This is a genomic window from Agrobacterium sp. 33MFTa1.1 (genome assembly GCF_004328495.1).
Lineage (GTDB): Bacteria > Pseudomonadota > Alphaproteobacteria > Rhizobiales > Rhizobiaceae > Agrobacterium > Agrobacterium pusense.
The window spans coordinates 535,233-560,442 of record NZ_CP036359.1; the positions used below are offsets into that span (position 1 = coordinate 535,233).

Genomic DNA, 25,210 nt, shown 5'->3' on the forward strand with positions numbered 1-25,210 from the left:
TGACTTCAACAATTACAATAATAATTCGGAATGAATTGCATTTTTCGCAATAATAATAGAGCTGCCCGCTGCCAGATGAATTGCGGCACGGACACTAAACGGCATGAAGCGCCAAAGGTTGCGCCAGATGGCGCAAGCGGTCGGTAAATGATTGCGCGCAGAACGCTTAGCGCCTGCCCGCAGCTTGAAACAAACTCTCCAACGTCACCCTTGGCTTGAGATGCCCCGCTTTCAATCCACCTCGGGATCGTATTCCCTCGGGCTGTCATCCCGGGAAAACAGCACGCAAGGACCGCGAGAGCCGCGCGGATCATAGGCATAACCCTTGGCGGTGAGTGCCTGCATGATGTCGCGGACGCCGGCGAGACCGTAGAGGTGGTCGTGCAGCTCGACGAATATCCGCTCAACGCCGCTCAGGTCGGCCCTGCCTAGCAGATCGCGTTCCGCACCCTCGATATCCATGACGAGCGCTGTGATGCCGCGGCTCGTGATGAATTCATCGATGTTGGCGGAGGAGATTTCGATGCGTTTTTCATAGGGACCCTGATTTTCGTCCATGGACGACATCCAGAGATCCCTGCGAACGTAAAATGGATAGGAGCTGGGCTCGTCGGCGGTGAGAAGCCCCTGCGAAAACACGACGTTACCCCGGCAATTGGCCTTGATCACCCGCTCGGCCAGCGCCGCAGTCGCGGGGTTGGCCTCGAAAGCCCATACGGAAACATCCTTGATGCCTGCAATGATCGACGTGATGATCCCGATACCGGAACCCAGCTCCAGCACCCGATCACCGGGCTTGATGGCTTTCAGGACGCTGCGGGCTTCCTTCGCCTCGTAGCTGCCGTCGGTCAGCGCCTGCCAGATGACGGGCGACACCTCATCGGAAGAAAGAGGCAGGGCAACTCCATGCACGTCCAGTATTTCCATGTCTCAAGCCTTTTCGCAAAATCCGGTCGTCTCGCCGCAACGGTTCCGTATCAACCGAAAATGCTCTACAGCATCGTTGCGGTAACCGGTATGGGTTTTCGCGAGCGACAGTATCACATGGTAAAAATTCCAATGGCCGCCAGGACAGGCGCGACTCAGGCAGAGCTCCAGGCGACGAGTTCCTTGGCCGGCAGCGGCCTGCTGATCAGATATCCCTGAACCTGATCGCATCCCAGACGCCTAACGCATTCATATTGCTCTTCCGTCTCGATACCTTCCGCAATCGTCGTCATTCGCAAACTGCGGCCAACGCCGACCACGAATTCCACGATCGCCAGCGCATCCCGGTCGCTGGTGATATCGCGCAGAAAGGACCGGTCGATCTTGATCTTGTCGAAGGGGACGCCGCGCAGATTGGCGAGCGATGAATAGCCGGTGCCGAAATCATCCATGGCGATCTTGATGCCGACAGCCTTCAACCGCGACAGCGTGTTGATCGTCTGGTCGCTCTTGTTGAGCAGGATCGATTCGGTGATCTCAAGTTCGAGCCGGCTTGGTTCCAGTCCGCTTTTTTCAAGCGCGCCCATGACGTTTTGAATAAGGTTGGTACTGTGGAACTGAACGGGCGACAGATTGACGGCCACCTTCATGTCCTCGTCCCAGCCCATCGCCTCGCGGCAGGCGGTTTCCATCACCCACTTTCCGAGCGAATGGATGAGACCGGTTCTTTCCGCGACGGGAATGAACACACTGGGGGGCACATCGCCGCGCACCGGATGTTTCCAGCGAAGCAACGCCTCGAACCCGCAGAGCTTGCGCGTCTGCGTCGCCACCTGCGGCTGGTAATAAACTTCCATCTCGTCGTTCTGCAGTGCCGTCTGCAGATCGGCTTCGAAGGATTTCTTCTCGGTCAGCTGCTTCTGCATCCGAACCTTGAAAACGCTCGCACGGCCCGGACCGATGGCTTTCGCCTCGTAAAGCGCCAGATCCGCCCGCTTGAACAATTCATCCGCATCCACTGCACCGTGCGATATGGCGATGCCGATGCAGGTGCCGATTTTGACCTCCTGCTCACCCAGCTGATAGGTGCGGCTGATCTGATCGATGAGCTTGGTGGCAAGACGGCGCGCGGCGTCCTCATTCAGATCGTCGGAGACAACCGCGAACTCATCGCCTCCAAGGCGGCAAACCATGTCATAATCGCCGCCGATGGCCGAGAGGCGCTGCGCCACGGCCTGAAGCAGCGCATCGCCTGCATCGTGGCCGAGCGTGTCGTTGACATCCTTGAATCCGTCGAGATCGAGCAACAATATGGCTGTCGTACCGGTGCCACCGAAGGACCGGCGCAGCCGCTCGATCAGTTCCTGCCGGAACAGCGCCCGGTTCGGCAGGCCCGTCAGCGCATCGTGATAGGCATCATGCTCCAGACGGACATTCTTTGCCTGCAACTCCAGCGTCGCGGCGCGCAGATCGTCCGTCAGCCCGCGCATGCTTTTCTGCGCGCGGTTCAGGAGATCGTTCTGGCGAAGCAGCAATATGACAAGCGCGATGCCGCAGAGGATGAGACCGCCAGCCAGCGCCGTATAGACGATGTGGAGCTTGCGGACATCCTCATGGGCGGTATCGATCAGATTCACATCATACGCGACGGAAGACGAGGCAAGCGTCGTCATCGGCGCATCCAGCGCGCTCATGGCGGCAAGAAGATCCGGCACATCGCTCGAATTCAAGCTGTTTATCTGCTGTTCGAGACGCGCCAGAACGGCGTCAAGGCGGGTTACCAGATCCCGCCATTGCTGCTTTTCATTGATGAAAGCGCCGAGGTTGCCCTGCTTCAACAGCTCCAGGCGACTGAGCATGATATCCAGACGCAGCTGCAATTCATCCCGGTCAACCCTGCCGGGATTAAGCGCGAACACGGCGAGTTTATTCTGGAGGCGCAGATATTCGGCTACGGTCTGGCTGACGGCCCATGAGTCATTATAGCGGGCGAACTTCTGCAGAGCGGTCTGCCGCTCGGCAATGACGAAAGCGATATAGCCCGTTGCCAGGACGAAGCAACAGATGATCACCGCCACAAGTTTTCGCAAACGGCACCTTTATTCCACTATCAGTTTGGCAACTTGCCATGCGGACCGCGAATAATAAGTCTGCTTCTGCAGTTCCGGGTCGCTGTCATAGGGATAGATGACAAACAACGGGCCCTTTTCGCGTACTGTCATATAGTTGCCATCCAGTTTGATGGCGAGGATAACATTGAATTTCTTAAAGTCTTCAACCGGTATCGTGCTCACATAATCGTTGAGAGCCACCGCCGTGACACTGGTGCCCTTTGCGCCGACGACATCCATCAGCTTGGCAAGCGACACACCGTCAAAGCGGACACGGCCGTCGTGCCACGGTGTCGTCGTCTCCACGGTGTCCATGCCGAGCGCTTCCAGCATGTCGCGGTCAAATTCCGCAGCTCCATCGGTATTAGTGTTGGTGATGTTGCCGGATATGGTTAATATCGGCTTTCCCTGCGGCTTGGCTATGTCTCCCGCCTCGGCACAGGAAAGCCACACGAGCGACATGAACGCACTGAGAAGTACCCGGGCGAAATTCATAATTTTTCTCCATCGATAACGTTCAGGTCGAGGGTTTTCGCCAACCCTGGAAGGTCAAGGGAACCGCCAACAGCATATATATCAGGAACCGATGTTATATCCTCACTGAGATTTTATCCGTATTTTCTCTAGGTATTGAGTAAACCCTTTGGATAATTTTTCCGTCTTATTGTACTTTTTGACGTTGCGCGCCCTGTTATGACGCAACCGGCAACGCCGCGCACCGCCCGCCCCTGATCCGTCCAGCGTGACCACGGCCGAATTGTGGCCGAATTTCCACCGTTTCCTTACGGAGCAACGTGATTCGCGCCCGCCGTTGCGGCCGAAAAACGGCATCGACTTCCATGGCGGCACAAACGGCGAATGATGGTTCCGCGTCACATAAAAATCATGGCATTACCTCGGGCAAGCGGTTGAAACATACCGCCCGGAACTTAATATAAGCACTGTCGTTTCCGTTTCCGGCAGTCCACGACCTCCGCCGGAAAAGCCCAGACACCTGTTCCACGCTGCGAAAGCTGCGACGCCGGATTTCGTCCGGCCAGGAAAATTCTGTTCACCTCTCCGGGCCGGGCGGCATCCGCCGTATCGGCCGCATCATGAAGGTAGCCCCTATGCACACCTATCCCGACATCAAACTTCTCATTGGTGGCGAATGGCGCGATGCCGTTTCCGGTAAGACAATCGCCGTCTCCGATCCGGCGACGGACGAAATCATCGGCGCGATTGCGCATGCCGAGAAGGAAGACCTCGATCTGGCGCTCGCCGCCGCCGAGCGGGGTTTCAAGGTGTGGCGTGACACCTCGCCCTTTGAGCGCTCCAAGATCATGCGCAGGGCGGCCGACATATTGCGCGAGCGCAAGGACAAGATCGCCTACATCATGACCCGCGAACAGGGCAAGCCGCTGGCGCAGTCCGCCACTGAAATCATGGGCGCGGCCGACACCATCGACTGGTTCGCAGAAGAGGCGCGCCGCACCTATGGGCAGGTCATCCCGGCGCGGGCAACCGGTGTCTCACAGCTTGCCATCAAGCTGCCGGTCGGACCCGTTGCAGCGTTTACGCCATGGAACTTCCCGATCAACCAGATCGTCCGCAAGCTTTCCGCCGCGCTTGCAACCGGCTGCTCCATCATCGTCAAGGCGCCGGAAGAGACGCCGGCGTCGCCTGCCGAACTCATCCGCGCCTTTGTTGATGCGGGCGTTCCGGCGGGCGTCGTCGGCCTCGTCTATGGCGTACCGTCAGAGATTTCGGAATATCTCATTCCGCATCCGGTCATTCGCAAGATATCCTTCACAGGCTCCACGCCCGTTGGCAAACATCTGGCTGCACTGGCCGGCAGGCACATGAAGCGCGCAACGATGGAACTGGGCGGCCATGCGCCTGTCATGATCTTCGACGACGCCGATATCGACAAGGCCATCGAAGTCACCTCGCTTGCCAAGTTCCGCAATGCCGGCCAGGTCTGTGTCGCCCCTACCCGCTTCCTTGTGCAGGACGGTGTGGCCGATCGGTTCCTTGAAGGTTTTGTGGAAGCAACCAAGGCGATCAAGGTGGGCAATGGCCTGGAAGATGGTGTTGTGATGGGCCCGCTCGCCAATGAGCGTCGCATCCCGGCGCTGGAAGGCCTCATCAACGACGCCGTTTCGCATGGCGGCGAATTGAAGACCGGCGGCCGCCGCATCGGTAACAAGGGCAATTTCTTCGAGCCGACGGTTCTCGCCAATGTGCCGACATCAGCCAAGATCATGAATGACGAGCCCTTCGGCCCGGTCGCCATTATCAACCGGTTCTCAAGCTTCGATGACGCCATCACCGAGGCGAACCGCCTGCCCTTCGGCCTTGCGTCCTATGCCTTCACCGGTTCGGTCAAGACCGCGCACGCGCTTGGCCAACAGGTCGAGGCCGGCATGCTGACCATCAACCACAACGGCCTTGCTCTTCCCGAAGTCCCCTTTGGCGGCATCAAGGACTCCGGTTATGGCACGGAAGGTGGCTCCGAAGCAGTCCAGGCCTATCTGGAGACGAAGTTCGTCAGCCAGATGAGCTGATTTTCCCAGAAAATTCTTCTCCCGCCGCGGAGAAGGTGGCCCGAAGTGCCGGATGAGGGGGCAAGCTCGCGACTTTTCGCTGACCTTGCCTCCTCATCCCGCTACCGCGAACTTCTCCCCAGATGGGGAGAAGACGTTCGTGGCACGCGCTCGGTCCGTCAGCAGTATTCGAAAGCGACATAGTCTTCCCTTGCCTCGCCTCTCCTCCTGCCCTAAAAGAACAAAAAGTGAACTTTGAGGACATTATGAGCGACACGGCGGCACCGGCACTGAAGGAAATCTTCAACCACGAGAAACTGCAGCATATCGCCGATCAGACCAGGGCCGTCCATCCGCCCTTCAACGCTTCCGCCTTCATGGCGCTCGCCACCGAAAACCTTGAAGCGCTGGGCATCATGCAGCGCATGCGGCAGGTGGCAACAAGCCTGCATGCGACACTTCCCGGCGACTATGCCCGCAACATCGAAATCCTCACCGCCGCAGCGCCCGGCATCGGCAACGGTTTCGCTTCGATTTCGCTTCCGGAGTATGTCGCGCTTTACGGCCTTGATGATTTCGATCTTTCCATGGACGCGCTGCAATATTTCACCCGCTTTGGCTCCTCGGAATTCGCCATCCGGCATTTCCTGCAAAAGGACCTGACCGCCACCCTTGCCGTGATGGAAACCTGGTCACGGCACGAAAATGAGCATGTGCGGCGGCTTGCCAGCGAAGGCTGCCGGCCTCGCCTGCCATGGTCATTCCAGCTCAAGCCCCTGATCGATGATCCCTCGCCGGTTACCGCGATCCTCGACACCATGAAAGCAGACCAGGCGCTTTATGTGCGCAAATCCGTCGCCAACCACCTGAACGACATCACCAAGGATAATCCCGCTTTTGTGCTGGCGCTCATCGATGAATGGCCGAAGGACAACCCGCATACACGCTGGATCATGCGGCAGGCCTTGCGCACGCTGATCAAGAAGGGCGACACCGCAGCGCTTGCCCATCTCGGGGCGCATGAGGAGGCGCAGATTACACTTGCGGCGTTCGAGGTGTTGCCGGCAAAAGTCGCTCTCGGCAATCCGGTGCGGATTTCCGCCTCTTTCACTTCGACGGCGAAGAGCCGGCAAAAGCTGGTGATCGATTACGCCGTGCATTATGTGAAGAAGAGCGGCGATGCCTCCGCGAAGGTCTTCAAGTGGAAGGAAGTCGAGCTTCCGCCCGGCGAGACATGTACATTGTCAATCAGCCGCGCCATACGTGATTTTACGACCCGCAAACACTATCCCGGTGTCCACCGGGTCGACCTTGTGATCAACGGCAGGCTGATAGCCGAAAGCGCATTCGAACTTCTGTTTTAAGCGGGCAAAGGCCCTGGCGCCTTACGGCGCCGGGAAAATCTTCGCCCGGCGAATGATGACGGAACCGCGATCTCCGGCGGCGACGTCGTTTTCGGGCGGCACGTCGAATTCCAGAATATCGCCGCCGTCGGTACTGGCGATCACCCGGCGCTCACCGGCGCGGTCAAGGACGCGCTCCACGGACGCCGGTATGCCGTCATGCAGGTCTTCCCACTCCAGATCGCCGGGACGTGCGTAAATATCAACCGCGCCATCGCCCTGAGCATAGGAGAAGGGCAGTTCATTCTCACCCACATACACCTTTCCGCCGCGCGCCACACCGGCAACCCGGTTGGCATCTCCCAGAAAGCGCATGACGAAGGCACTGTTCGGCTGGCGGCAGACCTCCTTCGGCGTGCCCTGCTGCACGATTTCGCCCTGATTGAGAATGACGACCCGGTCGGCCAGATCGAGCGCCTCTTCCTGGTCATGCGTCACGAAAATCGTCGTGATGCCGAGCGAATCGTGGATCTCGCGCAGCCAGCGGCGCAGGTCGCGACGCACATTGGCGTCCAGCGCTCCGAAAGGCTCATCCAGCAATAGCACCTTGGGATCGACCGAAAGCGCCCGCGCCAGCGCCACGCGCTGCCGTTGGCCGCCGGAAATCTGCGCGGGAAAACGGTCGCCCAGGCCATCGAGCTTCACCAGTCGCAGCAATTCTTCGACGCGCGCGGCGATAGCCGCCCTGTCCCGGTTCACCTTCGAAACCTTCATGCCGAAGGCGATGTTTTCGTTGAGCGTCATATGCGGAAACAGCGCATAATGCTGGAACACAAACCCCACACCGCGGTCACGCACCGGAATATTGGTGGCATCCTCCTCCCCGAAGAAAATCTGGCCGCCATCGCTATATTCGAGGCCGGCGACCATGCGCAAAATCGTGGTCTTGCCGGAGCCTGACGGACCGAGCAGCGCCAGAAGCTCGCCGCTTTCGATATCAAGCGAAACATCGCGCACGGCACGGAACGTATCAAAGGTCTTCACCACATTTTCGAGGCGGATTTTCATGGGAATCAGGTCTCCGTGGCGATGGCGGCATCGCCGTTGGTCTTTTTACGCCCGCGCCCTGCGCCGCGCCGTTCCAGCGCCACCTTGGCGATGATGGTGACGACGGCGAGGGTCGCGAGGATCGACGCCGCGGCGAAAGCGCCAGCCGTCTGGTAATCGTGATAAAGCAGCTCGATATGCAGCGGCAGCGTATTGGTCTGACCGCGAATATTGCCTGACACGACCGATACGGCGCCAAATTCCCCCATTACGCGGGCGTTGCACAACACGACACCATAAAGCAGCGCCCATTTGATGTTCGGCAAGGTCACCGAAAAGAAGGTTCGCCAGCCGGATGCGCCAAGCGAGGTCGCCGCCTCCTCGAGATCACGACCCTGCGCCTGCATGAGCGGAATGAGTTCACGCGCCACGAAAGGCGCAGTCACGAACATTGAGGCGATAACGATGCCGGGAAGCGCAAACAATATCTTGATATCATGCGCGTCGAGGAACGGCCCGAACAGGCCCTGCAAACCATATACGAAGAGATATGCGACACCGGCAACGATCGGTGAAATCGAGAAAGGTATCTCGATCAGCACCAGCAGGAAGCGCCGGCCCGGGAAATCGAACTTGGTGATGGACCATGCCGCTGCAACACCAAAGGCCGTATTGACCGGCACGGCGATCAGTGCGGTCAGCACCGTCAGCATAATGGCGTGACGAGTATCCGGATGGGTGATGGTGGCCGAATAGGCCTTCCAGCCCTGCGAGAACGCTTCGACACCGATGATGACGAGCGGTGCCAAAACGAGAAGCGTGCCGATGATGAGCACGAAGGCGATCAGGCTGCGGCGCACAAGAGGTGCATCGCCGACACGGGGCGGTTTGCGATGTGAGGAAACGCCGCTCATCTTCTCAGCCCCTCGCCGTATACCGAAGCGCGCGCGCCTGCAGATAATTGGTCACCGCCAGCATTACGAAGGCGGTGATAAGCAACACGGAGGCGATGGCCGCTGCCGCCTGATAATCATATTCCTCGAGCCGGATGAAGATCAGCAGGGCGGTGATTTCCGTCGAGAACGGCTGATTGCCGGCGATGAAGATGATTGCCCCGAATTCACCCAGGCTGCGGGCGAAAGAGAGCGAGAGACCGGCGAGCAGAGCCGGAGTCAGGAGCGGCAGGATGATCTTGCGGAAAATTTCAAGATCGGAACCACCGAGCGACTGCGCCGCTTCTTCCAGCGCCGGATCGAGGTCTTCCAGCACCGGCTGCACGGTGCGCACGATGAAGGGCAGGCTGGTAAAAGCCATCGCCACCATGATGCCAAGCGGCGTATAGGCCACCTTGATGCCGAATTGCGCCAGCACCGAGCCGAACCAGCCATTGCCGGCAAACAGCGTCGTCAGGGCGATGCCGGCAACGGCGGTGGGAAGCGCGAAGGGAAGATCGACGATCGCATCGACAAAACGCCAGCCGGGAAAGCGGTAGCGCGTCAACACCCAGGCGAGCGCCAGTCCGAAGATCACATTGAACAGGGTTGCGGCCAGCGCGCAGAGCACGGTGACACGGTAACTGGCGACGGCCCGCGGCGAGGAAATGATGGACCAATACTCGGCAGGCCCGAGGCTTGCCGCCTTGAACACAAGCGCCGAGAGCGGCAAAAGCACAATGATGGCGACGTAAGTGAGGGTAACGCCAAGGGACAATTTCAGCCCCGGCAGAACATTCCGCTTCAAACCCCGCCCCCATCAATCAAAAAGCGACCCGGCAGTTTCCCGCCGGGTCATTCAAATGTTGCTGTCGCTGTGATTAGCGGCTGCCGTAGAGCGTATCAAGCGTCGCGCCGGATGCAAAATGCTCTTTCTGGATTTTAGTCCAGCCACCGAAAACGTCATTGACGTTGACGAGGCGGATGGCCGGAAACTTGTCCTTGAACTCACCGACAACCTTTTCATTATGGACACGGTGGCCGAATTCAGCGGCGATGCGCTGCCCCTCTTCGGTATAGAGGAAGTCGAGATAGCTTTTCGCCAGATCGCGAGAGCCACGCTTGTCGACGACCTTGTCAACCACGGCAACCGGGAATTCGGCCAGCAGACTGACGGAGGGCACGACGCCTTCCACCTTCTGGGCGCCATATTGCTTGGCGATGCCGCGGGTCTCCGCTTCAAAGGTAATCAAGACGTCACCGATTTCACGCTCCACGAAAGTGGTGGTTGCAGCGCGGCCTCCGGTGTCGAAAACAGGCGTATTGTCGAAGATTTTCTTAACGAATTCCTGGACCTTCGCGTCGTCGCCCTTGAACTTTTCCTTGGCGTAGGCTGTGGCGGCGAGATAGGTGTAACGCGCGTTACCGGAGGTCTTCGGATTGGGGAAAACGACCTTCACGTCGTCGCGGACAAGATCGTCCCAGTCTTTGATTCCCTTGGGGTTGCCGGCGCGGACAAGGAAAGAGGGGAAGGAATAGAAAGGCGATGCGTCATTCGGGAAATCCTTCTGCCAGTCAGCGGAAACGAAACCCTGCTTCACCAGAAAATCGACATCGGTCACCTGGTTGAAAGTGACGACATCGGCTTCAAGACCCTCGACGATGGCACGCGCCTGTTTGGAGGTGCCGGCATGCGACTGATCGACGGTTACGCCCGGATGCTGCTTGATGAAAGCCTCGTTTTCGGCCGCGAAGACCTCGCGGGCGACATCATAGGACGCGTTGAGAATGGTAGTCGGAGACTGCGCCTGCGCCGCAACTGAAAAAAGAGCGGCGATGGCAGTTCCGATAATGAGAAGACGTTTCATGAATACCCCCGGCAATTCGAATGGTGCTCAACATAGCGGGCGGCAGCAACGCCCGCGAGAAACAACTATGCCTTGCCGGAGGATGGATTGGAAATTTTGCCCAAATAATATTCACTTGGAAGGCGAGGATTTCATATAAGCCACGAACCCGGATTTCTTTTGCGCCTCACTAAAGGCGATGATCGGGAAACAGGTTGCCGGAATGCTTGGCGAGATAGGGCGCAAGGTCCTCCTCCCGCACCTCTTCCAGCCGCGCCGGCGACCAGCGGGGATTGCGATCCTTGTCGACGAGGGCGGCGCGCACGCCCTCATAAAAATCACGTTGGCGCAATATCTCCGTGCCGGCAGCAAATTCCCGCTCAAGGCATTCGATGAGGCTCGCGCTTTCCCGACCCAGGCGCAGCAGCTTCAGGGTCAGCTTCACGCTGGTGGGGGAGCGCTTTTGCAGAACCTCGAGGGTCTCGCGTGAAAATGCATCTTGGCGCGCCGAGAGCGCGGCAAAAATCTCCTCGACCGTGTCAAAACGGAATGTCGCGTCGATGATCTCCCGATTGAGGGATAAGATGCCTTCGCCGGCCTCAATAGCGTGCGCCGTGATGGCCGTCTCAACACTGTCCGTATCCACCGATCGCGATAGATCCTGAACCAGCCTGCCAAGGCGATCCGAAGGAACAAGATAATCGGCGAAGCCCGCATAGATGGCGTCGGCGGCAGTAACGGCATTGCCCGTCAGCCCCAGCCAGGTGCCGCATTCGCCCGGCGCCCGTGGCAAAAGCCAGGACCCGCCAACGTCAGGAAAATAGCCGATGCCCGTCTCCGGCATGGCGAGCTTTGTGCGCTCCGTGACGATACGATGGCTGCCATGGGCTGAAATGCCAACGCCGCCGCCCATGACAATGCCATCCATCAGCGCCACATAGGGCTTGCCGAAGTGGGCGATACGATAATTGAGCGGAAATTCTTCCCGCCAGAAATCAAGGACCTGTGGGTCCCCCGCCTTGCCGAGATCGTGAATGATGCGGACGTCGCCCCCGGCGCAAAGCCCCCTGTCCCCTTCTCCCGTCAACACCACGCAGGCAACGCCGGGTTCCTCCTCGAAACGCTGAAGCGCATGGAACAGGTCGCGCACCATCGGCAAGGTCAGGCTGTTGATGGCCTTCGGCCGGTTGAGGCGAATGATGCCCGCCCCTCCCTGTTTTTCGATGATGACCTGCGCATCCGTTTCCATTCTCCGCTCCAAGACCGCCTCCTCCGCTGCCCGTTCGTTCGGCCATCTTGGCGGCCTTGGCGCAATCACGCAACGTTGATCTTGCGTGGCAGGAACGTCTTTCACTCAAACCGCTTTAACGGGCAGAAAATGCCAGAAATCGGTTTTCGCAATGCAGCATGTTTGCTTGACGCCCGGAAAATCATGGCATGTAATGGCGTCTGGAAATGCCGGCATTGATTCCTGTCGAGCGTGTGCCGGACCAAAGCGGAATGTCGCCTTCTCATAGGCGCTGTAAACAGCAACGGGAGACGAGCATGCAGGTTTCGGAACACGAATGGATCAGTAAACGCGCATATACACTCTGGGAAAAGGAAGGCCACCCGCACGGGCGCGATGCGCACCATTGGGAACAGGCCAAGCATGAATTTTCGCTGCTGAAGACATCGGAAGCGACGAAGCCCGCAACGCGCAAGAAGGCCGCTCCCAAGGCCGCTGCGGCAGAGGCGGCACCGGATGCGCAAGCTGCCGCAAAACCCAAGGTCCGTGCCAGCAAGGCTGCCACCACGAAGTAGCAAACACCTACGCATCGATCAAAAGTCTGGAAGCAACCAAGTAGTGCGCGGGTGTGTAGCCTCGTCAGATGCGTTTTACGGAGCATACTGGAAGCGCTTCCCACACGTGTAATGTCCCCGGCAACAAACCGGGGACATTTTTTCACAAATCATGTTTGACTGGCAAGTATTCCCGCCAGTCTAAGCTTTATTGTCTCGACAGGCATTCCGTATCCGCCGGATCACAAGCTCGATAGCTCCGGGGTGCCTGCTCGGGCGGACGAACCTGCTCCTGTGACGGAGCGCGGCCTTCGGGACGTCGTTGTTCTTCAGGTTGAACACGACGCTCGGGGCGACGCTGACCATCATCCTGATTGAACTGACGGTTGCGGTCGCGATTTTCATCTTCCCAACGGCGGCGGTCATCGTCGCGACGCGGCCTGTCCTGATTTCTGTCGCCCTGGTTCCAGTCGCCGTAGCGACGTTCCCAACGACCATCATTCGGACCACCGCCCTGGCGGGGATCACGCCACTCATCGCGGCGGCCATCGCGCCAGTCGTCCCGGCGACCATCGCGCCAGTCGTCACGCGGACGTGGGCGATCCCATCCAGCACTCGGGGGCGGGGCGTTCCAGTAGCCGCCTGATGGCGGCGGGCGACGCCACCGGTCACGTTCGCGGTAAAAGTCGCGATCGCGATAATAACGGTCCCAATAACGGCCGGCTTCGAAAGTGATTATGGGAACGCCGAGATCGCGATAATAACGGGGCTCGACGTAGACCCGGTTTTGCCGGAATGTCGTCTGGATGTAGCGGCCGGCTACCCAGCCTCGACCGTTGACGAAAGACACATCACACCACGGCGTATCGGACAGGCAGCCGTGTACCGTCAATGGTGCGCCGACGGGGATCACGACAACAGCCGGATAGGCTGTGCTGGGACCGGAGCGCATATTCACATTCGCGGTGGCGAATCCCCGCGTCGCAGCTTCGGCAAGGGCCGGCGCGGCGAGCATGGCCACCAGCGCAATTGCGCCAAACAGTTTTTTCTTCACTTCTTTCTCCTCAAGCAAAGGCCCGCTTTGCCCTTGTCGGCATCCATCCTGTTCGATGGACGAGTATGCGTTCCGCATACTGCCACGATCGGAAAATACGCGTTCTTCCATGAACGCAGCATGAAACAAATGAGGGACCGCATCAGTTCCCCTGCGGCAATGAGCGCCCGATAAATCGCTGCCGGAGAAAGTCTCCGGTCTTGACTTCGGGGGGCAATCGTCCGACTTCAATGCAACAGCAATATGGAGCAGAGCCATGAGCGAGACCGCACAGACGACCGTCGACCAGAGCGAAGTGGATCGCTTCTCCGCGATGGCCGCAGAGTGGTGGAGCCCGACCGGCAAGTTCCGCCCGCTGCACAAATTTAATCCGGTGCGTCTCGAATATATCCGCAACCGCATCTGCGACAATTTCGGCCGGGACCCGAAGGCGCACCGCCCATTGGAAGGGCTGCGTGTTCTCGACATCGGCTGCGGCGGCGGTCTTCTCTCCGAACCCGTCGCCCGCATGGGCGCCGATGTGGTAGGCGCGGATCCCTCGGAAAAGAACATCGGCATCGCCTCCACCCACTCCCGTGAAAGCGGGGTCAGCGTCGACTATCGCGCGGTGACGGCCGAACAGCTGCAGGAAGCCGGCGAAACCTTCGACGTCATCCTCAACATGGAGGTGGTCGAACACGTGGCCAATGTCGATCTCTTCGTCACCACCTGCGCGAAAATGGTACGCCCCGGCGGCCTGATGTTCGCGGCCACCATCAACCGCACGCTGAAAGCCCGGGCATTGGCGATCTTTGCTGCCGAAAATGTTTTGCGCTGGCTGCCGCGCGGCACGCATCAATATGAAAAGCTGGTCCGCCCGGAAGAGCTTGAGCGGCCGCTGGTTGCAAGCGGAATGGATATCATCCACCGGACAGGCGTCTTCTACAACGTGCTGCAGGATCGCTGGAACCTCTCACCGGATATGGACGTCAACTACATGATGCTGGCAAAGCGCCCGGCGCAGGGGTAACGCCGGGCGCTCCGTGAGCGATGTCTCTGAAATTCAGTTGACGTCGTCGGGCAGCACCGGCAGCGGTGCGATCTCTATGCCCTCTTCCAGCAAGGCCCTGGCGTCCTGCACCGAGGCATTGCCGATGATACCCCGCTCGTCCGCTTCGCCATAATGGATCTTGCGGGCTTCCTCGGGAAACCTGTCGCCGACATCCTCCGCAGTGGCGCGAATATTGGCGACGGCCTCGCGGATTTTTGCAAGCGCCTCTTTTCTGGCGGCATCCATGGCGAGCGTCTGGCGTTCGTCCTTCTTGCGGGCGGTGGAAACCGACGGCGCCATCAAAAGCTTGGAGACCTGCACGGAATTGCAAACCGGACAGGACAGGATACCGCGCTGCAACTGATCATCGAAATCGTCGCTGCCGGCAAACCAGCCTTCGAACTCATGGCCCTTTTCACAGGCTAGCGCATACCGGATCACGCTGCCTCACCTCCCACAGGTTTGAGGGGAATGACCGTATCCAGCCCGAACTCCCGGGAATTGCGCAGATTGGGAATCTTTCCACGGGCGGTCGCCACCAGCGATGTATCGATCTCGGCGAAGATGATCTCCTCGCCAGCGCCGCCGGCGACTGCCAGAACCTTACCCCAGGGATCGATGATGATGGAATGGCCGAATGTCTCACGCCCGTCCTCATGTACGCCAGCCTGAGCGGCGGCGATGACGAACGCGCCGTTTTCAATGGCGCGGGCGCGCAGCAGAATTTCCCAATGGGCTTCCCCGGTCTGGCGCGTGAAGGCAGCGGGAACCGTCAGGATCTCAGCGCCGGCAAGAGCTTCCGCCCGGAAAAGCTGCGGAAAACGGACGTCGTAGCAGATTGCGAAGCCGAATTTACCCAGCGGCAGTTCAACGATGCGCGCCACCTCGCCGGGCTCGTAAGCGGCGCTTTCGCGCCAGCTCTCGCCATTGTCGAGATCGACATCGAACATGTGGATCTTGTCATAGCTGCAGATGCGCGAGCCGTCCGGCGCGAAGAGGAAGCCACGATTGGCGATCTTGCCGTCCGGGCGGGCAATAGCCGTAGAGCCCACATGGACGTGAATACCGAGTTCGCGGGCAAGGCGTGCGGCGGTCGCGACAATGATATCGCCATCATCGTCGCGCAGCTGGGCCCGCAGCGCCTGCCTGTCCTTCTGGATTGCGCCCGTCATTTCCGGGGTCTGAACATAAACAGCCCCTTCGGCCGCGGCGGCGCGCACAAGCCGATCCATATCGGCGGCATTCCTCGCCGTATCGACACCGGAGCGCATCTGAATGGCGGCAGCCTTGAAACTCATGATTTCCTCCGTCGGTCGGGCAGATCAGGCCGCCAGCATCGCGTCCAGCTTGCCGGCGCGGTCCAGCGCATGAAGATCATCGCAGCCGCCCACGTGCTGCCCATTGATGAAGATTTGCGGGAAGGTCGTTCCGCCCGATTTCTCGATCATCTCCTGCCGGTATTCGGGCGTCGTCGTGGCGTTATATTCGGCATAATCCACGCCCTTGCTATCCAGCAGCGCCTTGGCGCGCGCGCAATAACCACAAAAATCCCGCGTATAGATTGTCACCGGTGCCATGTTTTCAAAGCCTCGCAAACGTGCGGTCAAGCGCACGGTTTCCTCATGTCATTACGGCTTCATATAGGACCGGAAATGGCCATTGCAAAGGTCAAAACTGTCACTTCCGCAGCACCCGCTTTTCGGAGGGCCCGGCTCGCCGCACGCACCGTCGCGCCGGTGGTGTAAACGTCATCCACCAGCACTACGTGCTTGCCTGAAACATCCGCTTCCCGACCAGGGGCAAGAGCGAAAGCGCCCCGCATATTGTCACGCCTGGCGATTGCCGAGAGCCCAACCTGCCGCTCCGTCGATTTCACCCGCAGCAGGGTGCCGGCGAGCAAAGGCTTGTCAGCCGCCCGGGCCAGATGCCGGGCAAGCTCGGCGGACTGGTTGAAACGGCGGCGCAGGAAGCGGTAGCGATGCAGAGGAACGGGCACGATGCAATCGCAGGCGCTGACCGCTCCGTCGTCTGCGCGCAGCATCCACAACGCCATCAACCGCGCAAGCTCTGTCCGGTCCTGATATTTCAGACGGTGCACCAGCTTGCGGGCGACGCCCTGATGGCTGGCGGCGGCACGCAGACGGTCAAAAGGCGGCGGGTCGGCAATGGCGTCGGCGCTGACAATGTTTTCGCCATGGTCGCGGACAAAGGGAATGCCGAGAATTTCGCAGTAAGGACGCTCGATAAAAACAATGTCCCGCCAGCACTCTGGGCACAACGCTCCTTCTGCGCCGATCATGCGGGTGCAGCCGGCACAGGTCGGCGGGTAAATCATGCGGAAGACCGAACGCAACACGTCTCGTGCGACCCGCAGCAGGACCGCGGATTTCGACAGCATCCCCGAAAACAGACCTTCGCCAGCGCCCATGAGGTTGACTTTAGCGCCGAACGGGTGCCTTTGCGAGACAGATCATTCCGGCCGGTGCCGGAAAAGCAATGCCTGAAACGGCATGACACAGAATGCGGCCCCGCCGTACCGATGGCGCCAGAGGCCGAGCAGGCAAGACGATGGACATTCTTTTTGACCAGGCCGTGATCGAACAAAACCGTCGCCGGGCGTGGAACCGGCGCGACGACAAGGCCCTTTTTCTTCTCGACATGGCGGCTGAAGAACTGGCAGACAGGCTTGCCATTGTCGAACGCCAGTTCGAGACCGCCATCGAGCTGCATGGCGGCACCGGCGTTGCCGCCCGGCGGCTGGCACAGACGGGAAAGGTGAATTCCATTCGCCGCATAGAGACGGAAAGCCGTTTCACCACGGATGAAAATATTCCGGAGGCGGCATCCATGGAGCATCTGCCACTGGAAGAGGCCTCCGCCAATCTAATCGTTTCACCGCTTGCCCTGCATTTGACCAACGACACGCCCGGCGCGCTGATCCAGATCCGGCGGGCGTTAAAGCCGGACGGCCTGTTTCTCGGCGCGATTCCCGGCAGCGGGACGCTGCAGGAACTGCGCGACGTGTTGTTGACGGCAGAGGCGGAACTGACCGGCGGGGCAAGCCCGCGCGTCATTCCCTTCGCCGATGTGCGCGATGTCGGCGCGCTTCTGCAACGCGCCGGTTTTGCGCTTCCCGTCACCGACGCGGAAACCTACACGGTACGTTACGATTCGATTTTCCCGCTGATGCGCGACCTGCGTGCGATGGGCATGGCCAATCCGCTGGCAGGCCGTAGCAGACGACCGCTCAACCGTGCCTTTTTCATGCGGGCGGCAGAGCTCTATGCTGAACGTTATGCCGATCCGGATGGGCGCATAAGGGCGACATTCTCCGTCATCTATATTTCGGGCTGGGCGCCGCATGAGAGCCAGCAGAAACCGCTGAAGCCCGGCTCCGCCAAAGTGCGCCTGGCGGACGCCCTGAAGACCAGGGAAGTCAAGCTATCCTGAACGCAAGAATGACCGTTTCAGACACTGGCGAAAGTGTCGGCGATGAACTGAAACAGGGCATTGATATTGCTGCTTATGGCGCTCGCGCCGCCGACAAGAGCGACGGAAATCACGGCCACTATCAGGCCATACTCAACGGCGCTGGCGCCGTCTTCATTCCTACAGAAATCGATAAATGAACGCAGCACAGAATATGCCCAATCCGCCAGCCGGCAATATGACCTATTGAAGTCGGCTTATTCTAGACGGGCTATGTGAGAGATCGGTTACCGACAATGGTAAACGATCAGCAACCGCTCTCATTGCTGTAGCCCGTCACCACGCAGGGCATTTCCGGCATCGGCTGTGTTATGCTACGGCGGATGGAGTATGTCTTGCCCACATCTGTCTTCTTGATGGAGCCGGTGCTGATCATGTCGTAATTTTCGGGAAACTGCGCCACACGCGTGGAAGACTTTCCGGCGAGCATGGGTGTGATGATCAACGACAGGGCGATGACGGCCGTGCCGAAAAGCAATGCGACGTTCAGAACGCCGGTGCGACTGGATTTATCGGAATAAGAGTGACGACCTTCCACCGTCTTCCAGAAATCCTCGTTCATGACCAACCTCGTAACGCGCAGTTTACCGCTTCTTTAGCTTAACAATCTGCCAGAGGGTGCTGAACGATCTCTTAACACAGACCCGTTTTGGCACGGCAAAGCGCTGGCAACGGGGCATTTTCACGAAGCTGTGACGGGATCATAAGCGAGGGACGCCGGCGATTGCCTGTTCTAAAGCAGATCCTGCAGGAAGGGGATCAGCGGCTCATCGGCCGGCGGCATGGGATAATCGCGCAACGCCTGCGGTTTTACCCATTTCAGCGCCTGTCCTTCCCGGCCATGCGCAATGCCCTCGTAACGACGGCACACGTAAAGCGGCATCAGAAGGTGGAATGTCTCATAAGTGTGGCTGGCAAATGTCAAAGGCGCAAGGCAGGCGATCTTGGTTTTGATACCCAGCTCCTCGTCCAGTTCGCGCACGAGAGTTTCCTCGGGCGTCTCGCCCTGCTCCACCTTGCCGCCCGGAAACTCCCACAGGCCCGCGAGCGACTTGCCCTCCGGACGTTGCGCCAGAAGAATGCGGCCATCCTGATCGAGAAGGGCGCAGGCGGCGACCAGCAGGATTTTTTTGCCGGCCTCGCTCATTCTCCTGAACCCTTGCGCCAATAGCGATAGCGATAAGCCTCGGAGAAGCCGAATTTCTCATAAAGTGCGATTGCCGGCGCATTGGCGGCTTCAACCTGCAGCCACGCGCTTTTTGCGCCGCTGATCCTGGCCCAGCGCAGTGCGGATGACAGGATTTGCGTACCGAGGCCCTTCTTACGCTGCGACTTTTCGACATCGAGGGAAAGGATGCCGGCAAGATCGTTGTCCTGCACGCAGATGACGGTTGCGAGCGGATTGCCTTCCACTTCCTCATTGATGAAGAGACCGAGCGTCGGCTTGATGGAACTGACGATTTCAGCAATTGCCGGGCGCAGCGCCGGATCGCCATCGCTCACCTTGATGCTCGCCTCTACAAAACGGCCGATATCGTGGCTCGGAAGGCTGACCAGCGTTTCCGGCAACTCCATGTCGGAAAGATCGGCCGTCATGACCACAACCTCTTCGAACATCGACCAGCCGTCCCTGACCAGAAATTCCACAAGCTGCGGCGGCATCAGCGTCGTTTCGCGCACCACCAGCGGCCGGCCGAAATCATCGAAACGCTTACGCGCCTTTTCCAGCCGCACCGCGCTGTTTCCGTAATCGGACGGATCGAGCGGCACTACGCAGTTGATACGCTTGGAGGGATGCGAACCCGTGAGACGGATTTGCCAGCTGCCGTCATAAATAACCGACGAGGCTGGCCACGCCCGGAAGCTGACGGCTTCCAGACGGCGAACCAGCGGCAGATTGACGGCCTTGTTGTCCTGCATTCTCTTCGGCTCCAACGGTCAGCTCCGGTAGTCGCCGTTGATCGCAACATATTCTTTCGTCAGGTCACAGGTCCAGACGGTAGCCGTTCCCTGACCGAGGCCGATATCGACCTTTACCGTGATGTCTTCCAGTTTCATGACGGCACTGGTTTCCGCTTCGGAATAGTTCGGGTCGCGTTCGCCGTTGACGGCCACGCGCACACCGCCGAACCAGATGGCAAGACGGTCGCGGTCCGCCATTTCGCCTGATTTGCCGACGGCCATGACGACACGGCCCCAATTGGCGTCCTCACCGGCAACCGCGGTCTTCACCAGCGGTGAATTGGCGATGGAAAGGGCGATCTTCTTGGCGGCGGCGTCGTTTTCCGCTCCTGTCACGGTAACTTCCACCATCTTGCGCGCGCCTTCGCCATCACGAACGACCTGCAAGGCAAGGTCCTTCAGAAGATCGTTCAGCGCAGCGCGGAAGCCGGAAAGGCGCTCATCATCGGCATTCGTCACTTTCACCTGGCCGTCTTCGGCCGCAGCGCCCGTGGCGAACAGCATCAACGTATCGGAGGTGGAGGTATCGCTGTCGACCGTTACGGAATTGAAGGTCGGGCCAACGCCGGCCGATAACAGGGCCTGCAACGCGGCAGGCTCAATATCCGCATCCGTCACAACGAAGGAAAGCATCGTCGCCATATCGGGCGCGATCATGCCGGCGCCCTTGGCGATACCGTTGATCGTCACGATCACGCCACCGATCTCGGCGGTGCGGCTGGCGACCTTCGGATAGGTGTCGGTCGTCATGATCGCCTTGGCGGCTTCCTGCCAGAAATCGGCTTCTGCCCGAACATTCATGTCACCCAGGACACCGGCGAATTTCGAGGCATCCAGCGGTTCCCCAATCACGCCCGTCGATGCCAGAAAGACCTCTGTTTCGGAGCAGCCGACGGCAGCTGCGGCGGATTTCGCCGTCAGCTCGGTCGCGGCCTTGCCCTTGAGGCCGGTAAAGGCATTGGCATTGCCGGAATTAACCACCACGGCGCGCGCCGCGCCGCCGCCGAGATTGGCGCGGCAGAAATCAACCGGGGCGGAAGGGCATTTCGACTTGGTGAAGACGCCCGCAACGCTTGCAGGCTTGTCGAAAACCATCAAGAGAACGTCCGTGCGGTTCTTGTACTTGATGCCGGCAGCGGCCGTCGCCATGCGAACGCCGCGGAGCGCAGGCATGTCAGGATAGGATTTCGGAGCGAGCGGAGAAACGGCAACGGACATGGGAAGCGCCTGAAATTCTGGAATGGATGTCTGGAGATGGCCTGAGATGAAACGGGGCGGCCGTTAAGCCGCCCCGTAATCCGAAATTTTACTGCTGCGGCTGAGCCTGCTGTTCCTTCGAGGCTTCGTCGTAGCCCTTCTTCAGTGTCTCATCCATGATTTCGATCTTCTGCTCGGCCTTTGCCTTCTCGATGAGGGCAACGTACTTGTCGCGCATGACAAGCTGACGAACCTGCGGCTCGACCTGCTCGAAAGCCGGCGGCGGCGCGATGCGCTTGTCTTCCAGCTTGATGACGTGGAAGCCGAACTGGGTCTTCACAGGCGTTTTGGTGTAGGCGCCCTTTTCGAGGCCGAAGGCGGCTTCTTCGAATTCCGGCACCATGCGGCCCTTGCCGAACCAACCGAGATCGCCACCGTCATCCTTGTTGGAATCGGTGGATTTTTCCTTGGCGAGGGCTGCGAAATCCTTGCCCGAATCAAGCTGCTTGATGATGTCCTTGGCTTCGTCCTCGCTGGCAACGAGGATATGAGCTGCCTTGATCTCTTGTTCCTGCGGCAGGGCTGCGACTTCCTTGTCGTAGCGGGCCTTTACTTCGTCATTGGTGACGGCGTCGACCACGTGCTTGCGGAAATACGCGTTATGCAGCTCACGGTCCTGGATGAATTCCATGCGCTTCTTGAAATCTTCAGTCTTTTCCAGACCTTCGGCACTGGCGTTCTTGACGAGAAGCTTGACATCGATCGCGCCGGAAAGGGCTGCGACCTTCTTCTGCTCGTCGGGAAGCTGCGCGAGTTGCGGATCGAGGTTGCTCATGGCGAGGTCGAGTTCGGACTGATGGATTTCCAGATCGCCGACCTTGGCGACGACCTTGTCTTCCTGTGCGAAAGCCGGAAGCTGGAGGCCGAGCGTGGCCACAATCACCGCAGCCGCAATTTTATTATAGCGCAACATTTTGAACCTTTCGGGGACAATGCCGGCTCCAGACATGGTTTCCGGCTCTGAAAAAACTTCCAAACACCGGAATGTGGCCATTCTGTAACGGGCAGAACCGTTGACATCATTTGCCCCCCCTCTTATCTGTCACGCAACCTCGCGTCCAGATACGTTGAAGGGCGAAGTCCGTCATTTGTGCTGAAAACAGCGTGACGGAGCAAAGCGCCCGGCAAAACGGAATTTCAGAAAGGGCCAGTAAGATGGTCAGTCTCGGCGGAATAGCCCGCAAGTTGTTCGGTTCGGCAAATGATCGCCGCGTCCGCTCTTATAAAAGCAAGATCGCAGCCATCAATGCGCTGGAAGAAGCCACCAAGGCGCTCTCCGACGAAGCGCTGGCGGCCAAGACCGCCGAGTTCCGCCAGCAGCTGGCAGACGGCAAGACACTCGACGACCTGCTGATCCCGGCCTTTGCCGTGGCCCGCGAAGCATCGCGCCGCGTTCTCGGCATGCGTCCCTTCGACGTGCAGCTGACAGGCGGCATGATCCTGCACGGCGGCGCCATCGCCGAGATGAAAACGGGTGAAGGCAAGACGCTGGTGGCCACTCTTGCGGTGTACCTCAACGCGCTCGCCGGCAAGGGTGTGCACGTCGTCACCGTCAACGACTACCTCGCCCAGCGCGACGCCGCCACGATGAGCCGGCTCTATCGCTTCCTCGGCCTGACCACCGGCGTCATCGTTCATGGCCTTGACGACGACCAGCGCCGCGAGGCCTATGCCTGCGACATCACCTACGCGACGAATAACGAGCTCGGCTTCGATTACCTGCGCGACAACATGAAATATGACCGCGCCCAGATGGTTCAGCGCGGCCACAACTACGCAATCGTCGACGAAGTCGACTCGATCCTGGTCGATGAGGCGCGCACGCCGCTCATCATTTCCGGGCCGCTGGACGACCGTTCCGATCTCTACAATACCATCGACGCCTTCATTCCGCTCTTGACGCCGGAAGATTACGAAATCGATGAGAAGCAGCGCTCGGCCAACTTCTCCGAAGAAGGCACCGAAAAGCTCGAAAACCTGCTGCGGCAGGCGGGGCTGCTCAAGGGCGAATCGCTTTACGACGTCGAGAACGTCGCGATCGTCCACCACATCAACAATGCGCTGAAGGCCCACAAGCTCTTCACCCGCGACAAGGACTACATCGTCCGCAACGACGAAATCGTCATCATTGACGAATTTACCGGTCGCATGATGCCCGGCCGTCGTTATTCCGAAGGTCAGCACCAGGCTCTCGAAGCCAAGGAAAAGGTACAGATCCAGCCGGAAAACCAGACGCTGTCCTCCGTCACCTTCCAGAATTATTTCCGCATGTATGAAAAGCTGGCCGGCATGACGGGTACGGCAGCGACGGAAGCGGAAGAATTCGGCAACATCTACGGCCTCGATGTCATCGAGGTGCCGACCAACCTGCCGATCCAGCGTATCGACGAAGACGACGAGGTTTATCGCACCGGCGAAGAGAAATTCCAGGCGATCATTACCGAAATCAAGGCAGCGCATGAGCGCGGCCAGCCGGTTCTGGTGGGCACGACGTCGATTGAAAAATCCGAGCTTCTGGCACATCTCCTGCGCCAGTCCGGTTTCTCCGACTTCCAGGTCCTGAACGCCCGTTACCACGAGCAGGAAGCTTATATCGTCTCGCAGGCCGGTGTGCCGGGCGCCGTCACCATCGCCACCAACATGGCGGGCCGCGGTACCGACATCCAGCTTGGCGGCAATGTCGAGATGCGTCTCGAGCGCGAGCTGGAAGGCATGGAGCCGGGTCCGGAGCGCGATGCGAAGGAACAGGCGATTCGCGCCGAAATCAAGGTGCTCAAGGAAAAGGCGCTGGCCGCCGGCGGCCTCTACGTCATCGCCACCGAACGCCATGAAAGCCGCCGTATCGACAACCAGCTGCGTGGCCGTTCCGGCCGTCAGGGCGACCCGGGCCGCTCGAAATTCTACCTGTCGCTTCAGGACGACCTGATGCGCATCTTCGGTTCCGAGCGTATGGACTCGATGCTGCAGAAGCTGGGTCTCAAGGAAGGCGAGGCCATCGTCCATCCGTGGATCAACAAGGCGCTGGAACGCGCCCAGAAGAAGGTCGAAGCCCGCAACTTCGAGACCCGCAAGAACCTTCTGAAATATGACGACGTGCTGAACGATCAGCGCAAGGTGATCTTCGATCAGCGCCTTGAGTTGATGGAAGCCGATAATATCGGCGAAACCGCAGCCGATATGCGTCACGAAGTCATCGAAATGCTCGTCACCAAGCATATTCCCGAAAATGCCTATGCCGAACAGTGGGATATTGCAGGCCTGAAGGCGGGCATCGCCCAGTTCCTCAACCTCGACCTGCCGGTGGAAGAGTGGGCCAAGGAAGAAGGCATCGCCGAAGACGATATTCTCCAGCGCGTCACGGAGGCGGCCGACAAATACGCCGCCGAGCGTGCGGAACGTTTCGGCCCCGAGATCATGACCTATGTCGAACGCTCGGTCATTCTCCAGACGATCGACCATCTGTGGCGCGAGCATATCGTCAACCTCGATCATCTCCGCTCCGTCGTCGGTTTCCGCGGTTATGCGCAGCGCGACCCGCTGCAGGAGTACAAGGCGGAAGCCTTCGAACTCTTCCAGGCGCTGCTCGCCAATCTGCGCGAAGCCGTGACCGCCCAGCTGATGCGTGTGGAACTGGTTCAGCAGGAGCCGCAGCAGCCGGAACTGCCGGAAATGACTGCCCATCACCTTGACCCGAACACGGGCGAGGATGAAATGGCTCAGGGCTTGCAGGCGACGCCTGCCGCCTTCGTGCCGGCCGAGGAGCGCGATCCGAACAACCCCGCCACCTGGGGCCGTATCGGCCGCAATGAAATGTGCCCCTGCGGATCCGGCAAGAAATACAAGCACTGCCACGGCGTTTACGAACAGGCCTGAACGCCGCGCATATCCGATGAAGACCATCGCC

25 protein-coding genes are annotated in these 25,210 nt (G+C 59.4%); 6 read left to right on the forward strand and 19 right to left on the reverse strand.

Annotation, left to right across the window (positions count from 1 at the left end):
• Nucleotides 1-231 precede the first annotated feature (231 nt).
• The 3 genes from EYD00_RS16265 to EYD00_RS16275 form a co-directional block, all read right to left on the reverse strand.
• Nucleotides 232-927 (reverse strand): FkbM family methyltransferase, encoded by a 696-nt coding sequence (locus EYD00_RS16265; protein WP_034497091.1) that lies wholly within the window; start codon nt 925-927, stop codon nt 232-234.
• Between the two features lie 155 nt (nt 928-1,082).
• Entirely contained in the window at nt 1,083-3,005 is a 1,923-nt protein-coding gene (locus tag EYD00_RS16270; protein ID WP_006698481.1) for a putative bifunctional diguanylate cyclase/phosphodiesterase, read from the reverse strand.
• 21 nt (nt 3,006-3,026) lie between these two features.
• The gene (locus tag EYD00_RS16275) at nt 3,027-3,533 is read right to left on the reverse strand and encodes a putative pterin-binding protein (protein WP_003585660.1); all 507 of its coding nucleotides are present in this window, start codon (nt 3,531-3,533) and stop codon (nt 3,027-3,029) included.
• 614 nt (nt 3,534-4,147) lie between these two features.
• Here EYD00_RS16275 and EYD00_RS16280 point away from each other — a divergent pair.
• Nucleotides 4,148-5,584 carry an NAD-dependent succinate-semialdehyde dehydrogenase gene (locus EYD00_RS16280; RefSeq protein WP_003585659.1) on the forward strand — a complete coding sequence of 479 codons (1,437 nt, stop codon included), beginning with the start codon at nt 4,148-4,150 and terminating at the stop codon, nt 5,582-5,584.
• Nucleotides 5,585-5,829: 245 nt separating this feature from the next.
• Nucleotides 5,830-6,927 carry a DNA alkylation repair protein gene (locus EYD00_RS16285; protein WP_034497098.1) on the forward strand — a complete coding sequence of 366 codons (1,098 nt, stop codon included), beginning with the start codon at nt 5,830-5,832 and terminating at the stop codon, nt 6,925-6,927.
• A gap of 21 nt (nt 6,928-6,948) precedes the next feature.
• Here the strand turns inward: EYD00_RS16285 and EYD00_RS16290 are convergent, their stop codons facing one another.
• The 5 genes from EYD00_RS16290 to EYD00_RS16310 all read right to left on the reverse strand — a co-directional run bounded on the left by EYD00_RS16290 (nt 6,949) and on the right by EYD00_RS16310 (nt 11,981).
• Nucleotides 6,949-7,974: a sulfate/molybdate ABC transporter ATP-binding protein gene (locus EYD00_RS16290; RefSeq protein ID WP_006698485.1), complete on the reverse strand. Its 1,026-nt coding sequence runs from the start codon at nt 7,972-7,974 to the stop codon at nt 6,949-6,951.
• A 5-nt stretch (nt 7,975-7,979) separates the two neighbouring features.
• Nucleotides 7,980-8,867, reverse strand: coding sequence for a sulfate ABC transporter permease subunit CysW (gene cysW, locus EYD00_RS16295; RefSeq protein ID WP_034497100.1), 888 nt, complete (start codon nt 8,865-8,867; stop codon nt 7,980-7,982).
• A gap of 4 nt (nt 8,868-8,871) precedes the next feature.
• Nucleotides 8,872-9,693 (reverse strand): sulfate ABC transporter permease subunit CysT, encoded by an 822-nt coding sequence (cysT, locus tag EYD00_RS16300; RefSeq protein WP_003585655.1) that lies wholly within the window; start codon nt 9,691-9,693, stop codon nt 8,872-8,874.
• A gap of 73 nt (nt 9,694-9,766) precedes the next feature.
• Nucleotides 9,767-10,753, reverse strand: coding sequence for a thiosulfate ABC transporter substrate-binding protein CysP (gene cysP, locus EYD00_RS16305; RefSeq protein ID WP_006698488.1), 987 nt, complete (start codon nt 10,751-10,753; stop codon nt 9,767-9,769).
• 169 nt (nt 10,754-10,922) lie between these two features.
• On the reverse strand, nt 10,923-11,981 hold the full coding sequence (locus EYD00_RS16310) for an enoyl-CoA hydratase/isomerase family protein (RefSeq protein WP_081859428.1): 1,059 nt from the start codon (nt 11,979-11,981) through the stop codon (nt 10,923-10,925).
• Nucleotides 11,982-12,277: 296 nt separating this feature from the next.
• Here EYD00_RS16310 and EYD00_RS16315 point away from each other — a divergent pair, with 296 nt between their 5' ends.
• Nucleotides 12,278-12,535, forward strand: coding sequence for a DUF2934 domain-containing protein (locus tag EYD00_RS16315; protein WP_034497107.1), 258 nt, complete (start codon nt 12,278-12,280; stop codon nt 12,533-12,535).
• Between the two features lie 187 nt (nt 12,536-12,722).
• Here EYD00_RS16315 and EYD00_RS16320 read toward each other — a convergent pair whose 3' ends face one another.
• Nucleotides 12,723-13,568, reverse strand: a complete 846-nt coding sequence (locus tag EYD00_RS16320; protein WP_034497603.1) for an SH3 domain-containing protein — start codon at nt 13,566-13,568, stop codon at nt 12,723-12,725.
• Nucleotides 13,569-13,824: 256 nt separating this feature from the next.
• Between EYD00_RS16320 and ubiG the strand changes: the two genes are divergently transcribed.
• Nucleotides 13,825-14,577 carry a bifunctional 2-polyprenyl-6-hydroxyphenol methylase/3-demethylubiquinol 3-O-methyltransferase UbiG gene (gene ubiG, locus EYD00_RS16325; RefSeq protein WP_034497110.1) on the forward strand — a complete coding sequence of 251 codons (753 nt, stop codon included), beginning with the start codon at nt 13,825-13,827 and terminating at the stop codon, nt 14,575-14,577.
• Between the two features lie 33 nt (nt 14,578-14,610).
• On the opposite strand, the gene EYD00_RS16330 is transcribed toward ubiG, so the two are convergent.
• Genes EYD00_RS16330 through EYD00_RS16345 form a run of 4 tightly spaced genes read right to left on the reverse strand, consistent with a single transcriptional unit; the run spans nt 14,611 to nt 17,026 of the window.
• The gene (locus EYD00_RS16330) at nt 14,611-15,039 is read right to left on the reverse strand and encodes a DUF1178 family protein (protein WP_034497113.1); all 429 of its coding nucleotides are present in this window, start codon (nt 15,037-15,039) and stop codon (nt 14,611-14,613) included.
• Entirely contained in the window at nt 15,036-15,896 is an 861-nt protein-coding gene (locus EYD00_RS16335; protein WP_034497116.1) for a carbon-nitrogen hydrolase family protein, read from the reverse strand. Before EYD00_RS16335 ends, EYD00_RS16330 begins: the two co-directional genes overlap by 4 nt.
• 24 nt (nt 15,897-15,920) lie before the next feature.
• Nucleotides 15,921-16,175: a glutaredoxin 3 gene (grxC, locus tag EYD00_RS16340; protein WP_003585640.1), complete on the reverse strand. Its 255-nt coding sequence runs from the start codon at nt 16,173-16,175 to the stop codon at nt 15,921-15,923.
• Nucleotides 16,176-16,234: 59 nt separating this feature from the next.
• A complete protein-coding gene (locus tag EYD00_RS16345; protein WP_034497118.1) occupies nt 16,235-17,026 on the reverse strand; it encodes a ComF family protein in 792 nt (263 codons plus the stop codon).
• A 140-nt stretch (nt 17,027-17,166) separates the two neighbouring features.
• On the opposite strand from EYD00_RS16345, the gene EYD00_RS16350 reads away from it, so the two are divergent.
• Nucleotides 17,167-18,048 carry a methyltransferase domain-containing protein gene (locus EYD00_RS16350; protein WP_034497606.1) on the forward strand — a complete coding sequence of 294 codons (882 nt, stop codon included), beginning with the start codon at nt 17,167-17,169 and terminating at the stop codon, nt 18,046-18,048.
• 17 nt (nt 18,049-18,065) lie between these two features.
• Here the strand turns inward: EYD00_RS16350 and EYD00_RS16355 are convergent, their stop codons facing one another.
• From EYD00_RS16355 to EYD00_RS16380, 6 genes are all read right to left on the reverse strand, one after another.
• Nucleotides 18,066-18,236, reverse strand: a complete 171-nt coding sequence (locus tag EYD00_RS16355) for a Flp family type IVb pilin (protein WP_077985725.1) — start codon at nt 18,234-18,236, stop codon at nt 18,066-18,068.
• A 98-nt stretch (nt 18,237-18,334) separates the two neighbouring features.
• Nucleotides 18,335-18,649 (reverse strand): hypothetical protein, encoded by a 315-nt coding sequence (locus tag EYD00_RS16360; protein ID WP_034497121.1) that lies wholly within the window; start codon nt 18,647-18,649, stop codon nt 18,335-18,337.
• 171 nt (nt 18,650-18,820) lie between these two features.
• Entirely contained in the window at nt 18,821-19,234 is a 414-nt protein-coding gene (gene mutT, locus EYD00_RS16365; protein ID WP_003585633.1) for an 8-oxo-dGTP diphosphatase MutT, read from the reverse strand.
• Complete coding sequence (locus EYD00_RS16370; protein ID WP_003585631.1) at nt 19,231-20,007, reverse strand: GNAT family N-acetyltransferase; 777 nt, start codon at nt 20,005-20,007, stop codon at nt 19,231-19,233. Before EYD00_RS16370 ends, mutT begins: the two co-directional genes overlap by 4 nt.
• Before the next feature lie 18 nt (nt 20,008-20,025).
• Nucleotides 20,026-21,267 carry a bifunctional glutamate N-acetyltransferase/amino-acid acetyltransferase ArgJ gene (gene argJ / locus EYD00_RS16375; RefSeq protein WP_034497124.1) on the reverse strand — a complete coding sequence of 414 codons (1,242 nt, stop codon included), beginning with the start codon at nt 21,265-21,267 and terminating at the stop codon, nt 20,026-20,028.
• Nucleotides 21,268-21,355: 88 nt separating this feature from the next.
• Nucleotides 21,356-22,219, reverse strand: a complete 864-nt coding sequence (locus tag EYD00_RS16380; RefSeq protein WP_034497608.1) for a peptidylprolyl isomerase — start codon at nt 22,217-22,219, stop codon at nt 21,356-21,358.
• 242 nt (nt 22,220-22,461) lie between these two features.
• On the opposite strand from EYD00_RS16380, the gene secA reads away from it, so the two are divergent.
• Complete coding sequence (secA, locus tag EYD00_RS16385; RefSeq protein ID WP_022562957.1) at nt 22,462-25,179, forward strand: preprotein translocase subunit SecA; 2,718 nt, start codon at nt 22,462-22,464, stop codon at nt 25,177-25,179.
• Nucleotides 25,180-25,210 lie beyond the last annotated feature (31 nt).

Excerpts from the sequence above, each read along its gene's own strand:
- mutT (WP_003585633.1), bottom strand. The coding sequence starts at position 19,234 with ATGAGCGAGGCCGGCAAAAAAATCCTGCTGGTCGCCGCCTGCGCCCTT.
- EYD00_RS16335 (WP_034497116.1), bottom strand. The coding sequence starts at position 15,896 with ATGAGTTTCAAGGCTGCCGCCATTCAGATGCGCTCCGGTGTCGATACG.
- EYD00_RS16360 (WP_034497121.1), bottom strand. The coding sequence starts at position 18,649 with ATGAACGAGGATTTCTGGAAGACGGTGGAAGGTCGTCACTCTTATTCC.
- EYD00_RS16370 (WP_003585631.1), bottom strand. The coding sequence starts at position 20,007 with ATGCAGGACAACAAGGCCGTCAATCTGCCGCTGGTTCGCCGTCTGGAA.
- EYD00_RS16380 (WP_034497608.1), bottom strand. The coding sequence starts at position 22,219 with ATGTTGCGCTATAATAAAATTGCGGCTGCGGTGATTGTGGCCACGCTC.
- secA (WP_022562957.1), top strand. The coding sequence starts at position 22,462 with ATGGTCAGTCTCGGCGGAATAGCCCGCAAGTTGTTCGGTTCGGCAAAT.
- grxC (WP_003585640.1), bottom strand. The coding sequence starts at position 16,175 with ATGGCACCGGTGACAATCTATACGCGGGATTTTTGTGGTTATTGCGCG.
- cysP (WP_006698488.1), bottom strand. The coding sequence starts at position 10,753 with ATGAAACGTCTTCTCATTATCGGAACTGCCATCGCCGCTCTTTTTTCA.
- EYD00_RS16315 (WP_034497107.1), top strand. The coding sequence starts at position 12,278 with ATGCAGGTTTCGGAACACGAATGGATCAGTAAACGCGCATATACACTC.
- EYD00_RS16350 (WP_034497606.1), top strand. The coding sequence starts at position 17,167 with ATGGACATTCTTTTTGACCAGGCCGTGATCGAACAAAACCGTCGCCGG.
- EYD00_RS16285 (WP_034497098.1), top strand. The coding sequence starts at position 5,830 with ATGAGCGACACGGCGGCACCGGCACTGAAGGAAATCTTCAACCACGAG.
- EYD00_RS16265 (WP_034497091.1), bottom strand. The coding sequence starts at position 927 with ATGGAAATACTGGACGTGCATGGAGTTGCCCTGCCTCTTTCTTCCGAT.
- EYD00_RS16345 (WP_034497118.1), bottom strand. The coding sequence starts at position 17,026 with ATGGGCGCTGGCGAAGGTCTGTTTTCGGGGATGCTGTCGAAATCCGCG.
- ubiG (WP_034497110.1), top strand. The coding sequence starts at position 13,825 with ATGAGCGAGACCGCACAGACGACCGTCGACCAGAGCGAAGTGGATCGC.
- EYD00_RS16280 (WP_003585659.1), top strand. The coding sequence starts at position 4,148 with ATGCACACCTATCCCGACATCAAACTTCTCATTGGTGGCGAATGGCGC.
- cysW (WP_034497100.1), bottom strand. The coding sequence starts at position 8,867 with ATGAGCGGCGTTTCCTCACATCGCAAACCGCCCCGTGTCGGCGATGCA.
- EYD00_RS16290 (WP_006698485.1), bottom strand. The coding sequence starts at position 7,974 with ATGAAAATCCGCCTCGAAAATGTGGTGAAGACCTTTGATACGTTCCGT.
- argJ (WP_034497124.1), bottom strand. The coding sequence starts at position 21,267 with ATGTCCGTTGCCGTTTCTCCGCTCGCTCCGAAATCCTATCCTGACATG.
- EYD00_RS16275 (WP_003585660.1), bottom strand. The coding sequence starts at position 3,533 with ATGAATTTCGCCCGGGTACTTCTCAGTGCGTTCATGTCGCTCGTGTGG.
- EYD00_RS16310 (WP_081859428.1), bottom strand. The coding sequence starts at position 11,981 with ATGGAAACGGATGCGCAGGTCATCATCGAAAAACAGGGAGGGGCGGGC.